The following is a 15,488-nucleotide window of genomic DNA, read 5'->3' on the forward strand; positions in this document are numbered from 1 at the left end:
CTAACCAAAGAGCCGCTCAAAATGAGCGGCTCTTGCAGTATAGCGGGCTTTAAGTTACTTGCCGTTACATTACTGCAAAGGCTTTTTCTGCCGCGTCTAGCGTGAACTGAATATCTTCCGGGGTATGGGCGCTGGACATAAAGCCCGCTTCATAGGCTGAAGGCGCTAGGTAAACGCCGTGATCGAGCATTGCACCAAAGAAGCGACGGAAAGCATCCGGATTGCACGCCGTGGCTTGGGCAAAATTATCCACCCGGCTTTGCGAGGTAAAGAAAAGCCCGAACATGCCGCCTGCCGACTGCGTCATCATCGGCACGCGAGCGGCGTTAGCCCGCTCCTGTAGGCCGGTACATAGAGTATTCACGCGCTGAGTTAACGCATCGTGAAACCCGGGTACCTGTAGCTTCGTAAGCAGTGCAACACCCGCCGCCATGGCCAATGGATTACCCGAAAGCGTACCCGCTTGATAAATCGGCCCTAGCGGTGAAATATTTTGCATAATGTCGCGCTTGCCACCAAATGCGCCCACCGGCATACCACCACCAACAATTTTTCCTAGGCAGGTTAGATCGGGCACTATTCCGTAGTGCGCCTGTGCACCGCCCAGCGCAACACGAAAACCAGTCATCACTTCGTCAAAAATCAGCACGCTACCGTGCTCATTACACACCCGACGCAGGGTTTCCAAAAAGCCCGGCTGCGGCGGGATACAGTTCATATTGCCGGCAACAGGTTCAACGATTATGCAGGCAATTTGATCGCCAATCTCGCTAAAACACGCTTCAACCCCTTCGGGGTCGTTAAATGACAGGGTAATAGTATGTTCGGCCAGCGAGGCGGGTACGCCCGGTGAGCTAGGCTCGCCGTGAGTGAGTGCGCCTGACCCTGCTTTTACCAATAGAGAATCAGAGTGACCATGATAGTTACCTTCAAACTTGACGATCTTGTCGCGGCCGGTGGTGCCTCGCGCCAAGCGTATCGCCGACATGGTGGCTTCAGTACCCGAGCTGGTCATGCGCACCATATCCATGGAAGGAATCATCTCACAGATCAAATCTGCCATGGTGGTTTCGACGGCGGTAGGGGTACCAAATGAAAGGCCGTTATCCAGTCGTGCTCGCACCGCAGCCAGTACGTCTTGGTCGGCATGCCCGGTGATCATTGGTCCCCAAGAACCGACATAATCCACGTAGCGATTGCCTTCTACGTCAAACAGAAAGGCGCCCTGGGCACGCTCCATAAAAACCGGCGGGCGATGCAGGCCTTTGAATGCCCGCACAGGTGAGTTTACACCGCCCGGAATATGGCGACTGGCGAGATCAAACAGTTCAGCAGATGTGGTCATGGCATCCTCTCGGTCAATGGCGTATAGAAGATAGGATTAAAAGCGGACAGCCCGTGAAATGCGGTTGGGTAAACACTGACCGCTGGGTGGCTGAAACCCCTGTGACAAGCTTTGCCAAGTGAAGTGCTGCGCTTGCTCGCATGACGTTGGTAAGCGCTCACCAACCGCCAAGCGTGCGGCAATAGCTGATGCTAGCGTACATCCAGAACCGTGAAACTGTTCTGGCAAACGCGGCCACTGCCACTGCCGGGTGTTATCTGGTGAGTGCAACGTATTCACTACCTGCTGATCGTTGCCCGGCAGCGGTTCATCGGTGGCAGTCACGAGAATCGCTTGGCACCCCTGAGACATCAGCGCCACCGCGCGAGCGGTATCATCGAAAGGAGCGATGAGATCTGGCGTAAGCTGAACCAACTCTGCGCGATTAGGCGTTAAGATATCCACAAGGGGTAGCAAGCGATCGACGAAAAGCTGACGCAGTTGAGGTGTGGATAACTCAGTTCCACCACCGGCCTTAAACACTGGGTCCGCCACGACCGGAATACCTGGAAAGCGGCGGATAATTTGCTCCGCTGCACGCAGCGTGGCTTCGTCAGCGAGCAAACCAACTTTGATCGCCGCGACTTGCATCTCACCAATCGCTTCGGCCATCTGTCGCATTGCAGTGGGATCAGCAGGGATCACCCTAGTCACATTGTGGCAATTTTGTATCGTCAGCGCAGTGGGGATTGTGACCGCCCAGCCACCGCAGGCGGCAATTGCTTCACTATCCGCAATTATCCCAGCACCGCCAGTCGGGTCATGCCCAGCGAGTACCAACACGACAGCGGGAAGCGGTTGGCGCATCAAAAGGGCTTCACAACGGCGAGCAGAATAATCGCCACCAATGCAATCACCGGCGCTTCGTTAAACCAGCGGAAAAATACATGGCCTTTAGTGCAACGGTCCTGGGCGAACTGCTTTAAATAAATTAAACAGACATGATGATAGGCGATCAATGCAGCCACTAGCGCCAGCTTGACGTGCATCCAGCCCTGGCTGAACCATTCGGGTACCAAGAAGAGCATCCAGCCGCCAAAGAGCAGAACCAAAATCATCGATGGCGTCATAATGCCACGATAGAGCTTACGCTCCATGGTTTTGAAATAGGTTATTGCTTGATGATCGCCGTTATCCCGCGCGGTGGCATGATACACATATAGCCTCGGTAAATAGAACAGCGCCGCAAACCAGGTCACCACGGCCATTAAGTGAATAGCCTTCACCCATAGATACATTGTTACTCCTTAAGCTGACGAATCCCTCTCTCGAGCATCACCATCTCTAGGGTTGGTGCCGCGGGGGTCAGTATAATGATAATAACGCTCAATAGCGCCACGGGTAATAATACCTGAAATCCGCTGCTGCTTTGGGCGATACCCGTGCACCACATAGAGCGCTCCCAAGGCATCATCCTGAAGCTTTAAAAAAGCTTCTGAGAGTGTCGCCTGCAAGCCAATCGGCGCCAGCTCCAAACGCTGCCCAGGAATCTCCAGCAGATCAATCAATTCATCCACAGGGGGCGCTTTACCTTCCAGCGCTTCATCATGCTCAAGTAGCCAGCGAGCCAGCTCAGCAGCTTTGAGCGCCAGCACCGGCTTTTGTTCGCTCGAACGTTCGATCACCAGCCATACAGGGTTAGTTTCGAGCAACTGCCGGGCCTTTTCAGGGGTGATCATTCGTTCGGTGCGCACCAACTGGCGCTCCATCACCGCTGGCACCGAGACCCGCGAAAGTGCCTGCATCAACGGCTGCTGAAGTGGATGCAGCCCGTAGCGCACCGTGCTAATAAAAAAGCCTTCGCAGCCGGTCAATTGGCGCGAAGTTAAACACGCCACTACGACCACCAACATGCCAGGCAGCATAATACTCGGCGTATGGGTTAACTCCAAAAGCGCCATTAGCGCTGCTAGCGGCGCTTGCAGCACAGCCCCCATCATCGCGGCCATGCCCAACATCGCGTAAATTCCCGGGTCGGCGGCTTTCGCTGGCCAAAGCCAACCACCCAGCAAACCAAACAGCGCGCCCGTGGCTGCCCCTACTACCAGTACTGGGCCAATAATTCCAATGGGGACGCCGCCCGCCACGGTGAGTGCAGTAATCAATAGTTTGGCAATCATCAGCGCCAGCAGTACTTTAATTTCCAACTGGTTATTCAGCGCCGCCGCCACGCTGTCATAGCCAATCCCCTGCACTTGAGGGAACCACCAGGCAACCGCCCCTGTGGTTATCCCTATCAACCCTAAACGCAGCCAGAGGGGCCACGCTTGTATCTGCTGACTGCGCGAAATATGAATAAACAGACCGGCTAACAGCCCAATCACCAACCCGGTGAGAACAATCCATGGCAGGTTAAACAACGACCCCAGGGCTATCTCAGGAATACGAAAAGCCGGTTCATTGCCATAAGCCAATTGCGCTACCAGCGCCCCCATGGTGGAAGCCAAAATGACGGGCATAAAGCTCATCAGAGTGTACTCCATCATCACCACTTCCATAGCGAAAATCACCCCCGCAATCGGGGTATTAAAAGAGGCCGATACCCCCGCTGCGGTACCGCACGCCACCAGTACTCTCAGGCTATTATTAGGTAGCCGCAGTTGCTGACCTAACCCGCTAGACGCAGCCGCGCCTAAATGAATTGCCGGGCCCTCACGACCTGCAGATAACCCACCCAGTACCACTACCACCCCAACCCACCACTGGTTAAGCCAGTTACGTAACGGAAAACGGCCTTGATGATAGGTCAGCCGCTCAATCACATGGCCAACGCCTAATTTACGGGCCGCTGGTTTTTGCCGATACAGCAGTATGCCTACAAGGGTAACTGCCAGCATTGGTAGCAGCGCGCGTAGCCACGGTGCCATACTTTCAAACGCTTCAGGGTTGGAGTCCGTCATGTACAGCGCGGCGCCCGCTTCTAGTAGCAGCCGAAACGCCACCATGACAGCCCCGGTAATAATCCCCGAGACAAGGCCCAGCAAACAGAGTTGCGGCAGGGCATCGACATTGGCTAACTGGCGACGAAAACTCTCTAAGGTAAAGTCCGAACGGGAAAAACGCGCCACAGCGACCTTCCTGGTTATTAGTTCTAGTATTCTTGTGTCTCCACTCCCTTGTGTATCATAGACTGCTAAGCTTCGACAGCGCGCAACAATCCGCTTAGGCTGTAATAATGTGAAAACTGTTCTGCGTAACCCGCAAGGAGTGATTTGTGATTAAGGTCGGCATTGTTGGTGGTACCGGGTATACCGGCGTTGAATTACTACGGCTACTCGCCCAACACCCTCACGTTAACGTCGCCGCGATTACCTCGCGCTCGGAAACCGGCGTCAAGGTGTGCGAGATGTACCCCAACCTACGCGGCCATTACGACACCCTGGCGTTTAGTGAGCCGGATGCCAAACAGTTAGGTGCCATGGATGCGGTATTTTTCGCTACCCCACACGGCGTTGCCCACGCCCTGGCGGGGGAGCTACTCGAAAACGGCACTCGGGTGATTGATCTGTCGGCTGACTTCCGGCTGCGCGATGCCGAAGAGTGGAGCCGCTGGTACGGTCAAGCCCACGGCGCCCCGGAACTGTTGCAAGAGGCGGTCTACGGGCTGCCGGAAATGCATCGGGAGAAAATCAAAAGCGCACGCTTGATTGCGGTCCCCGGCTGCTACCCCACCAGCGTTCAGTTGGGCTACCTGCCGCTTCTGGAAGCGGGTTTGATCGACCCAAACCAACTGATTGCTGACTGCAAATCCGGCGTTACCGGCGCAGGCCGCGGCGCTAAAGTGGGCTCACTGCTCGCCGAAGCCAGCGAGTCGATGAAAGCCTATGGCGCAAGCGGCCACCGCCATCTGCCGGAAATTAGCCAGGGGCTTAGGGATATCCAGCAATCCACGGTGGGGTTAACCTTCGTGCCCCACCTAACGCCGATGATTCGCGGTATCCACGCCACGCTCTACGGCCAGTTAACCGCTGAACCGGGCGACCTGCAGGCCCTTTTTGAGCAGCGCTACGCCGATGAGCCGTTTGTCGATGTAATGCCCGCAGGAAGCCACCCCGAAACGCGCAGCGTCAAAGGTATCAACACCTGCCGCCTGGCAGTCCACCGGCCTAACAATGGCAACACGGTGGTCGTGCTATCAGTGATCGATAACCTGGTCAAAGGCGCTTCGGGCCAAGCGATCCAAAACCTCAACCTGATGTTTGGTTTTGACGAGAACACAGGACTCACCGCTCCAGCACTGATGCCTTAAACCAAACAAAACACCAGCATGCAGAGGGCAGCTCAGAGAGGAGGTCATTTGCCATGGATGGCAAATGTAGCGTCCATGGAAGGATTCACAGCGCCTCCTCGGCGAGCTGCCCTCTGCTTGATATACCAACACAATAGTTGACCAATTTGCTGGGAATTACCCATAATCACCCCCCAATGCCGATTTATTCGTTCTTAAAGCTCGCGGGAGGTACCCATGAGCGGTGCAGAAGCCTTTGTTCCTACTCCTCTGCTGCTGTCAGATAGCGCACGTAAACGCATTAATGCGCTAATTGCAGAAGAAAATAACCCATCCCTAAAACTGCGGGTCTATGTGACCGGTGGCGGCTGCTCTGGTTTCCAGTACGGCTTCGACTTTGCTGATAACGTCGCCGACGATGATACCGTTATTGAGTTCGGTAACGCCGCCCTAGTGGTTGACCCCCTCTCCTACCAATATTTGGTTGGCTCCACCGTCGATTACGAAGAGGGCCTAGCTGGCGCGCGTTTTCGCGTGCAAAACCCCAACGCCACCACCACCTGCGGCTGCGGCGCCTCCTTTATGGTCTAAACAGCGTTGGCCCGCAGCACTCCCCGTGACTTGACGCCCTGGCGGTTTCTCGCCAAGGTTGATAGGTCAATAACGGCTTTAAGGTTTTTTCAACTGGCGTATATATATCGCTTTGAAACCCTCAAAAAGCCACATAAAGCACGGGGAAACTTATGAAAGTAACACTACCACTCAGCCTAACCAAAACCACACTGGCTCTCGCACTGGGATTGGGCAGCGCCACTGCCGCCATGGCCCAAATGCCATCGGTGAACGTGGCCACTGACCCAAGCTTTGTGCCGTTTGAAATGATGGATCAAGAAACCGGCGAAATGGTCGGCTTCGATATGGATATCATCAACGAAGTCGCTGAACGCGCAGGTTTTGAAGTCAACCTCACCACCATGGAATTCTCCGGCATTATTCCCGCCGTGCAAACCGGCAGTCAAGAGATCGCCATTGCGGGTACTACCATTACCGAAGAGCGTGCGGAAGTCGTCGACTTTTCTGATCCCTATTACGACTCGGGTTTGAGAATTATCGTGCGTGCGGATAATGACGATGTTGAAACCCTGGAAGATCTCGAAGGCCTTAGCGTTGCCACTAAGATCGGCTCCACCAGCTACGACTTCCTTCAGCAAGAGCTAGGCGATGATGCTGACATCACTCCTTACCCCGCCACCGCCGACATGTACATGGCGCTGTTAGGCCGTAACGTCGACGCGGTGCTCTATGACGCACCTAACGTCGCCTACTTTTCGCAAACCCGTGGTGAAGGCCGTACCAAGGTCGTTGGCCCGCTTTACGAAGGCCAACAGTACGGTATTGTTTTCCACAAAGGCAGCGAGTGGGTAGAGCCCACCAACGAAGCACTGGCCGCTATGCGTGAAGATGGCACCTACAATGAGATCTACACCAAGTGGTTTGGTGAAGCGCCCAGCGAAGAGTGAGTGTAAACACTCAATAATAGCGTAACGCCGTTACAGGGCCGGGTGGCCACAACCCCCGGCCCTGCTGCGTTTCTTATCTGCTTTTTGTCAGCTGTTTTCTGTTTCAGGAGTCTACGCGTGGACGTCAATTTTCAATTTGATTGGTCGGCGGCATTTGGGTCTATCCCTTACCTGCTGCCTGGTATTCCCTGGACGCTACTGATTTCGTTTGGCGGCTTGGCCATAGGCTTCTTTATCGGCATATTCTTTGGCCTATTACGCATCAGCCCACTACGCTGGCTGCGTTGGCCAGCCATTGTCTATGTCGAGGTGTTCCGCGGCACACCTATTCTGGTTCAAGTGCTGTTTATCTTTTACGGCTTACCGCAACTGTTGGGCGGTCCCATTAACGCTCTAGTTGCAGGCATTGCCGCCATTGCGGTGAACTCCGGCGCCTATATCTCGGAAATTGTCCGCGGCGGTGTACAGTCGATTGAACGCGGCCAAGGTGAAGCTTCGCTCTCCCTAGGGCTCTCCCGCACCCAGGCGTTTCGTTACGTTATCTGGCCCCAGGCGTTTCGGCGCATGATTCCACCACTCGGCAACCAGGGCATTATCAGCATCAAAGACACATCACTGTTTTCAGTGATCGGCGTCGGTGAACTGGTGCGTCAGGGACAAATCTACATAGCCACCACCTTCACCGCCCTTGAGGTCTACTTTATGGTCGCCCTGATGTATCTGGCGATCACCTGGACGCTCTCCATCATCCTGCGCCAACTTGAGCGCAGAGGCCTGGCCGGACAATAAGGACACGCGCAATGAGCGATACAATGAACAGCCCAACGCAGCCAATTGTGCGTATGCAGCAGCTCAATAAACACTTTGGCAGCCTGCACGTGCTCAACGGCATTGACCTTACCATTGTGCCCGGCGAAGTGGTGGTGATTATCGGAGCCAGCGGCTCAGGAAAATCGACGCTAATTCGCTGTATTAACGGCTTGGAAGAGTTTCAATCCGGCAGCCTGGTCGTCGACAACAATGAGCTACTGCCCCATGGCAAGAGCACCCAAGCGCTGCAAACCATCCGCACCGAAGTGGGCATGGTCTTTCAGCAGTTCAACCTCTTTCCTCATCTCAGCGTCATCGATAACGTCACCCTGGCACCGATGAAAGTGCGCGGTTTAAACCGTGACGACGCGGTCAGCAATGCCAAACGCTTGCTTGACCGGGTAGGTATCGCCGACCAGGCCGACAAATACCCCAGCCAGCTCTCAGGGGGCCAGCAGCAGCGTGTGGCGCTGGCCCGCGCCTTGGCCATGGAACCGCGCCTAATGCTGTTTGACGAACCCACATCGGCGCTAGATCCGGAAATGATCGGTGAAGTACTGGATGCCATGCGCGAGCTGGCCAAAGAAGGCATGACAATGGTGATTGTCACCCATGAAATGAGCTTTGCCCGGGAGGTTGCCGATCGGGTCATTTTTATCCACAAAGGCGAAATTACCGAGCAGGGTCACCCGGAAAAACTGTTCGATTCACCGCAACACGAACGCACCCAGTCCTTCCTGGCTCGGGTGCTTAAACATTAAATTGCCCTTTCTTTCGAGCTTAAAAATAACCGCTAATTCTCGCTGAATGACGCTTTTTTACCGGCCTGTCGGCATGACAGGCCATTTTTTTGGCTGTGGATAAACTATTTTTATATTGACCGGTTTTATCTCTGCAATGCCTGCCATGGGCATCTCTTAGCGTTATCTCCACATCAAACGGTGGTTGTTCACAGCTGCGGTAACAACCCAGGTACTAGCCGGTGGATAAACAGTGCTCAAACATATCTGTGGATAAAGTACTATTTCATCCACAGGCTTATCACCCTTTCTGCCCAGGCACTCCCGCTTTCAATCATGTAGAAGTCAACAATTTAAGTTTCTGAAAAAATTGGAGATAAATCGCTTATACACAGAAATTGTCCACACTAGTAGTTACAACATTTACAGAACTTCTCTTATTTTATATTTATGTTGTTATTAATAGAGGCTGTTTAATGCTTTGGGGTGTGGAAAAACCTGACGGTTACTCACAGGGGGTTTATACTTGTCGCCTCATTGATCTAAGGTGGCTACGTCTAAACCGACTGCACTGGCCACATAATCCGTGCCAATGGGCACAAGACGAGGTGTCTCTTGAATTACCCCGACCGCTTTGACGTGATTGTCATCGGCGGTGGCCATGCGGGAACTGAAGCCGCACTGGCCTCTGCTCGCATGGGCTGTCAGACCCTGCTGCTCACCCATAACATCGAAACTCTGGGCCAAATGTCGTGTAATCCCGCTATTGGCGGCATCGGCAAAAGTCACTTGGTCAAGGAAATTGATGCACTGGGCGGTGCCATGGGGCTTGCCACGGACTTGGGTGGCATCCAGTTTCGCGTGCTCAATGCCAGCAAAGGACCCGCCGTTCGGGCCACTCGTGCCCAGGCTGACCGCATCCGTTACAAGGCAGCTATCCGCGGAATGCTGGAAAACCAGCCCAACTTAACGATCTTCCAGCAAGCCGCTGGCGATCTGATTGTGGATAACGACACCGTACGAGGCGTCGTCACGGAAACCGGCATCCGATTTCATGCCGACAGCGTCGTGCTGTGTACCGGGACATTTTTGGGTGGCGTGATTCACATTGGTTTGGATCAAAGCAAAGGTGGCCGAGCAGGTGATCCCCCCTCCAACGCGCTGGCCGAACGTCTGCGCGCACTGCCGTTTCGCGTTGATCGCCTAAAAACCGGCACACCGCCGCGCATTGATGCCAAAACGGTCGATTTTTCTCAGTTGGAAGAGCAGCCTGGCGATACCCCAACGCCGGTAATGTCCTACCTGGGATCACGGGAAATGCATCCTGAGCAGGTGAGCTGCCATATTGCCCACACCAATCAGCACACCCATGATCTGATCCTGGCGAACCTTGACCGCTCGCCGATGTACTCCGGCGTTATTGAAGGGATTGGGCCGCGTTACTGCCCATCGATTGAAGACAAAGTCCACCGCTTTGCCGATAAATCCAGCCACCAGGTGTTTATCGAACCCGAAGGTTTAGATACCCACGAGCTTTACCCCAACGGCATTTCGACCTCGCTACCGTTTGACGTACAGATTCAGGTGGTGCGGTCGATTAAAGGCTTGGAAAACGCCCATATCACCCGCCCTGGCTACGCGATTGAGTACGACTTTTTTGATCCGCGGGATTTAAAACACTCGCTGGAAACAAAATTTATCCACAACCTGTTTTTTGCTGGCCAGATCAACGGCACTACCGGTTACGAAGAAGCCGGTGCCCAAGGGTTGCTAGCAGGCCTGAATGCTGCCCGTCGTGCACAACAGCTAGACGCCTGGTATCCCCGCCGCGATGAGGCCTATCTCGGTGTATTGGTCGATGACCTGATCACTATGGGAACCAAAGAACCCTACCGGATGTTCACTTCCCGTGCGGAGTATCGCTTGCTGCTGCGTGAAGATAATGCCGATCTACGCCTAACGGAAACCGGCCGCAAGCTGGGTTTGGTTGACGACACCCGCTGGACCGCGTTTAGTCAAAAACGCGAAGCCATTGAGCAAGAAACTGCGCGGCTGAGCACACTCTGGATTCAGCCAGGCACTCCTGCGGCTAAACAGGTAGCTGAAAAAACCGGTGCACCGCTATCGCGGGAATATTGCCTGAGTGATCTACTAAAACGGCCCGAGCTGACCTACAGCGATTTAACCAACCTGCCCGGTATCGAGGGCACGCTGGTGACTGATCCCGCGGTGGCCGAGCAGGTGCAAATTCAGGCCAAGTATCAAGGCTATATTAACCGTCAGCAGGATGAGATCGACAAGCTCAAACGTCATGAAGCGACGCCGCTACCGGCAGAGTTGGACTATTTAAAAGTGGAAGGCTTGTCTAACGAAATTCGCCAGAAGCTTGCCGAAGCGCGGCCGGAAACCCTCGCCCATGCGGCGCGAATTTCGGGCGTCACCCCAGCGGCTGTGTCTATTTTGCTTGTGCATCTGAAAAAGCGCCGCTTGGTAGCCTCAGCAGAGGTCGTTAACGGATGAGTTCGTTGACCCCACTGTTAAAAACGCTTCCAGCCAGCGTCGCAACTCGCCTCGATCAAGGGCTGGGCCAATTATCTATCAGCATTGACGACCGTCAGCGCGAACAGCTGCTAGGCTTACTGGCACTGTTGCACAAGTGGAACCGGGCTTATAACCTCACAGCGGTGCGCGACATTGACGATATGGTGTCGCGCCATGTGCTCGATAGCGCCGTCGTAATGCCCTATGTACACGGGCCCCGGCTGCTGGATGTCGGCGCTGGCCCAGGGCTACCCGGAATCGTATTGGCTATTTTAGCGCCCGAGCTTGAGGTGACGCTGCTGGACAGTAATGGCAAAAAAGTGCGTTTTCAGCGCCAGGCGGTAATGGAGCTTGGTCTTAAAAACGTCACCCCTGTGCAAGCACGAGTAGAGCAGTTTGAAGCCGCCGCTTTTGATCAGGTGATTTCGAGAGCGTTTGCCAGCTTGGTTGATTTTGTCACCTTGACCCGCCAGCTACCCAGCGCGGATGGCCAGTGGCTAGCGATGAAAGGCCCGGGTGCGGACGATGAACTGCGCGATCTGCCCCCCGATATACGTTTACACAAGCGTTATCTGCTGGAAGTACCCTTTGAAGCGGCCCAGCGGCAGCTGTTGGTTCTAAATAGTGAAAGCTGAATATTAAAAGCTGAACGTTGATTCTGACCCCAAGAAGGAGTTGAGTAAGTGAGCCAGATCATTGCCCTGACCAACCAAAAAGGCGGCGTGGGCAAGACCACTTCAGCCGTTAATCTGGCAGCCAGTCTCGCAGCGCTCGACCGTCGCGTACTGTTGGTGGATCTTGACCCCCAAGGTCATGCCAGCATGGGCAGCGGCATTGATAAATATGCGCTCGATAAAAGCGTGCTCGACGTCTTGCTGGGTGAAGCAACGGCAGCTGAAACCATCGTCAAAAAGCTAGCGGTAAAATACGACGTTCTGCCGGGTAACGGTGATCTCACCGCCGCCGAAGTCGAGCTATTGGATCGTGATAAAAGTGAAAGCTGCCTGACCACGGCGCTTGGGTCAGTCGCGGATGAGTATGATGTGGTGCTGATTGACTGCCCACCGTCTTTGAATATGCTCACCGTCAATGCGTTAACGGCTTCTGATAGCGTATTGATCCCACTGCAGTGTGAGTTCTACGCACTAGAAGGGTTATCGGCACTGCTTGATACCGTTGAACAGATTAAGCAAAACGTGAATTCCGATTTAGCGATTGCCGGCATTCTGCGCACTATGTACGACAAGCGCACCAGCTTAACGCGGGAAGTAGACAAGCAGTTGCGCGACTACTTTGGCGATATGCTGTTAAAAACCACTATACCGCGCAACGTTAAAGTTGCCGAAGCGCCGAGCCACGGGCTACCCGTGACGCAATATGCCCGGTTCTCCCGGGGCAGTCAGGCCTATCGTGTATTGGCGAAAGAGATCATTCGTCGTCTTGCACTGTGAACATGATTTGCACTCTAAACGCTACGCGCTGTAAAAAAATGAGGGAAAGCGAATGACGCGTAAACCTGCGCTGGGACGTGGCCTGGATGCCCTGATTGGAGCCGGTGCCCGTCGTCGTGACAGCTTAGAACTTGCCGGTAGTAAGCCACAAGCGCTTACCGATCCAGCGCTGGTCACTGCTGACGAGGCCACCGAAGATCGCCTTGAGCGCCTGCCGCTAGGACAACTAACCCGTGGTAAATATCAGCCGCGTCGTGATATTCAACCCGAAGCGTTAGAAGAGCTGGCGGATTCTATTCGCGCTCAGGGCGTGATGCAGCCGATCGTGGTGCGCCCCATCGGTGTGGATCGTTACGAAATCATTGCCGGTGAACGTCGCTGGCGCGCGGCACAGCTTGCTGAGTTAGATGTCATCCCCGCGGTGATCCGTGAAGTCAGCGACGAAGTCGCGCTGGCCCTCGCGCTAATTGAAAATATTCAGCGTGAAAATCTTAACGCCATTGAAGAAGCCATGGCACTCAAGCGGCTGGGCGAAGAGTTTGAGCTTACTCAGCAGCAAATAGCCGATGCGGTAGGTAAATCACGTACCCAGGTGGCCAATTTACTGCGCCTGCTGGCGCTAGACCCCGAAGTACAAACGCTGCTCGAAAGGGGCGACCTTGATATGGGCCATGCCCGGGCGTTGTTAACGCTAAACAGTGCCCAGCAGCGCCAGGTCGCCCATGAAGTGGTTAATAACGATATGACCGTTCGGGCCACCGAAGCGCTGGTGAAAAAAGTGCAAACCAGCCAAGCTGCGGTGCAAACACCCCAGCGTCAAAGCAAACAGCCCGATGTTGCGAAGCTTGAAACCCACCTGGGTGAACTACTGGGTGCCCCGGTTTCGATTGATCATGGTCAAAGGGGCAAAGGAAAATTAACAATACGCTATACAAGCCTGGAAGAACTGGACGGCATCTTAAACCATATTAAATAGCAGGCTATTCAATATCGCGTAAGAAGCGAACACGTTTTCCCCCTTTGGTCGCAAATAAGCCCTTAAGCGTGCAAAATCGGTGCGACTTCGGTTGAAGGTGTGATAGCGCTTCCCTATAATCGCGCAAGATTTGTGCAAGATGAATGTGATTGTCTAGGAATACGCCTGACGATGTATGGCAATTTTGTTCAGCGAGCTGGGTGTTTATCCAAAGGGTTATTTAGAAAGCTATGCAGCGATACGAAACCCAGCGGCGAAGAGCCTATATCGTTCGACTGATCATCGCCCAATTGATCGTAACGCTGGTGGGCATGATCGCAGGTTACTTATTCGGTCAAGCGGCAGGGCTGTTATCGGTATTGCTGGGGGCATTAGTGGCTTTTTTGCCGCAGGTTTTTTTTATCCAGCGAATGGGCGTCTTGCGCTCGACTAGGCCTTCACAGGCGGCGATGCGCTTGTTTCGCGCAGAAGCAGGCAAGTTTGGTTTGACGGTGGCACTGTTTGTGGCAGTTTTTGTGATAGTGCCTCCCTCAAACCCTACTTTCTTTTTTTATGCTTATGTTGCGGTTGTTCTAACGCATTGGTTGACACCTTGGTTAATTCCAAAAAAGGCTAATGTCTAGAAAATTGCACAACTGATTGAGGTGAAACATCTATGGCCGCAGGAAACGAAGTCTCAACGACTTACTATATCCAGCACCACTTGCAGAATTTGACCTTTGGTAACCATCCCCAAAACGGTTGGTCGTTGGCACATACAGCAGAAGAAGCAAGTGAAATGGGCTTTTGGGCCATTCATTTAGATACCATGGGTTGGTCAATCGCCATGGGGCTTTTGTTTATCTGGATATTCCGCAAAGCGGGAAAAATGGCCACTACGGGTGTGCCCAGTGGATTTCAAAATGCCGTAGAAATGGTGGTTGAATTTGTTGAGGACATGATCAAGGGAACATTCAAAGGGCATAATCCGATTATTGCTCCCCTGGCCTTGACGCTGTTTGTATGGATTCTCTTTATGAATACGCTAAAGATTATCCCGGTCGACTATTTCCCTGTGCTGTTCAGTAAGCTGGGCGTGGATTACATGAAAATTGTACCCACCACCGATGTAAACGCCACGCTGGGTCTGGCGTTGGGCGTATTTGGGCTAATCCTCTATTACAGCTTCAAAGTAAAGGGTGTCGGTGGTTTTGCCAAAGAGCTGTCACTCACACCGTTTAATCATTGGGCGTTGATTCCCTTCAACCTGTTGTTGGAAATCGTCGCTTTGTTAGTTAAACCGTTTAGTTTGGCGATGCGTTTGTTCGGTAACATGTTTGCCGGGGAGGTCATCTTTATTTTGATCGCCATGCTGCCGTTCTGGGCCATTTGGGTGCTGGATGTGCCGTGGGCCATTTTCCATATTTTGATAGTCGTACTACAGGCTTTCATTTTTACCGTGCTATCCGTGGTGTATCTGAGCGCTGCCCACGAACATCACTAATCCGAGCAATGCTTGAAACACATTAACCCTTAACCTCAACCCTCGACCTTTAACTTGAAAAACTAGGAGCTTTACCATGGAACTTATCTACATTGCCGCTTCCATCATGATCGGTCTCGGCGCGCTAGGTACCGGCATTGGCTTCGCCATTTTAGGTGGTAAGCTGTTGGAATCTACAGCACGTCAGCCAGAATTGGGCGACCAACTGCAAACTAAAACCTTCCTAATGGCAGGTCTGTTGGATGCCGTTCCGATGATTGGTGTTGGTATCGCAATGTACCTGATCTTCGTTGTTGCCGGTTAATGACAGCTCAGCCGGGTGCTAAACGCTCGGCTTTGTTTCACTCCGGTCGCC

The 15,488-nt window shown here is 53.5% G+C and carries 16 protein-coding genes; 12 read left to right on the forward strand and 4 right to left on the reverse strand.

The genetic code is table 11. The features are described 5' to 3' along the window. Positions 1–64: 64 nt before the first annotated feature. Genes hemL through QT230_RS17745 form a run of 4 tightly spaced genes read right to left on the reverse strand, consistent with a single transcriptional unit; the run spans position 65 to position 4,452 of the window. On the reverse strand, positions 65–1,345 hold the full coding sequence (gene hemL, locus QT230_RS17730) for a glutamate-1-semialdehyde 2,1-aminomutase (RefSeq protein WP_308323490.1): 1,281 nt from the start codon (positions 1,343–1,345) through the stop codon (positions 65–67). A gap of 36 nt (positions 1,346–1,381) precedes the next feature. After that, a complete protein-coding gene (locus QT230_RS17735) occupies positions 1,382–2,191 on the reverse strand; it encodes a hydroxymethylpyrimidine/phosphomethylpyrimidine kinase (RefSeq protein ID WP_308323491.1) in 810 nt (269 codons plus the stop codon). Continuing rightward, a complete protein-coding gene (gene hemJ, locus QT230_RS17740; RefSeq protein WP_308323492.1) occupies positions 2,191–2,622 on the reverse strand; it encodes a protoporphyrinogen oxidase HemJ in 432 nt (143 codons plus the stop codon). The genes QT230_RS17735 and hemJ overlap by 1 nt, the downstream gene beginning before the upstream one ends. Before the next feature lie 9 nt (positions 2,623–2,631). Further along, positions 2,632–4,452, reverse strand: a complete 1,821-nt coding sequence (locus tag QT230_RS17745; RefSeq protein WP_308323493.1) for a chloride channel protein — start codon at positions 4,450–4,452, stop codon at positions 2,632–2,634. 146 nt (positions 4,453–4,598) lie between these two features. Here QT230_RS17745 and argC point away from each other — a divergent pair, with 146 nt between their 5' ends. From argC to atpE, 12 genes are all read left to right on the forward strand, one after another. Continuing rightward, a complete protein-coding gene (gene argC / locus QT230_RS17750; protein ID WP_308323494.1) occupies positions 4,599–5,633 on the forward strand; it encodes an N-acetyl-gamma-glutamyl-phosphate reductase in 1,035 nt (344 codons plus the stop codon). Positions 5,634–5,849: 216 nt separating this feature from the next. After that, on the forward strand, positions 5,850–6,203 hold the full coding sequence (erpA, locus tag QT230_RS17755) for an iron-sulfur cluster insertion protein ErpA (protein WP_144810096.1): 354 nt from the start codon (positions 5,850–5,852) through the stop codon (positions 6,201–6,203). Between the two features lie 152 nt (positions 6,204–6,355). Beyond that, positions 6,356–7,132: a transporter substrate-binding domain-containing protein gene (locus QT230_RS17760; protein ID WP_308323495.1), complete on the forward strand. Its 777-nt coding sequence runs from the start codon at positions 6,356–6,358 to the stop codon at positions 7,130–7,132. 117 nt (positions 7,133–7,249) lie between these two features. After that, on the forward strand, positions 7,250–7,921 hold the full coding sequence (locus QT230_RS17765) for an amino acid ABC transporter permease (RefSeq protein WP_308323496.1): 672 nt from the start codon (positions 7,250–7,252) through the stop codon (positions 7,919–7,921). 23 nt (positions 7,922–7,944) lie between these two features. After that, a complete protein-coding gene (locus tag QT230_RS17770; protein ID WP_308323497.1) occupies positions 7,945–8,703 on the forward strand; it encodes an amino acid ABC transporter ATP-binding protein in 759 nt (252 codons plus the stop codon). A 594-nt stretch (positions 8,704–9,297) separates the two neighbouring features. Then, complete coding sequence (gene mnmG / locus QT230_RS17775; RefSeq protein WP_308323498.1) at positions 9,298–11,202, forward strand: tRNA uridine-5-carboxymethylaminomethyl(34) synthesis enzyme MnmG; 1,905 nt, start codon at positions 9,298–9,300, stop codon at positions 11,200–11,202. After that, positions 11,199–11,858, forward strand: coding sequence for a 16S rRNA (guanine(527)-N(7))-methyltransferase RsmG (gene rsmG / locus QT230_RS17780; RefSeq protein ID WP_308323499.1), 660 nt, complete (start codon positions 11,199–11,201; stop codon positions 11,856–11,858). The genes mnmG and rsmG overlap by 4 nt, the downstream gene beginning before the upstream one ends. Before the next feature lie 48 nt (positions 11,859–11,906). After that, the gene (locus tag QT230_RS17785) at positions 11,907–12,674 is read left to right on the forward strand and encodes a ParA family protein (protein ID WP_308323500.1); all 768 of its coding nucleotides are present in this window, start codon (positions 11,907–11,909) and stop codon (positions 12,672–12,674) included. Between the two features lie 52 nt (positions 12,675–12,726). After that, on the forward strand, positions 12,727–13,650 hold the full coding sequence (locus tag QT230_RS17790) for a ParB/RepB/Spo0J family partition protein (RefSeq protein WP_308323501.1): 924 nt from the start codon (positions 12,727–12,729) through the stop codon (positions 13,648–13,650). Positions 13,651–13,880: 230 nt separating this feature from the next. Continuing rightward, the gene (locus QT230_RS17795) at positions 13,881–14,273 is read left to right on the forward strand and encodes an ATP synthase subunit I (protein WP_308323502.1); all 393 of its coding nucleotides are present in this window, start codon (positions 13,881–13,883) and stop codon (positions 14,271–14,273) included. Positions 14,274–14,305: 32 nt separating this feature from the next. Next, complete coding sequence (gene atpB / locus QT230_RS17800; protein WP_308323503.1) at positions 14,306–15,133, forward strand: F0F1 ATP synthase subunit A; 828 nt, start codon at positions 14,306–14,308, stop codon at positions 15,131–15,133. 76 nt (positions 15,134–15,209) lie between these two features. Next, positions 15,210–15,437, forward strand: coding sequence for a F0F1 ATP synthase subunit C (gene atpE, locus QT230_RS17805; protein ID WP_022521051.1), 228 nt, complete (start codon positions 15,210–15,212; stop codon positions 15,435–15,437). Positions 15,438–15,488: the final 51 nt, after the last annotated feature.

Origin of the sequence: Halomonas sp. SpR8 (genome assembly GCF_031010195.1) — a bacterium.
Taxonomy (GTDB): Bacteria; Pseudomonadota; Gammaproteobacteria; order Pseudomonadales; family Halomonadaceae; genus Vreelandella.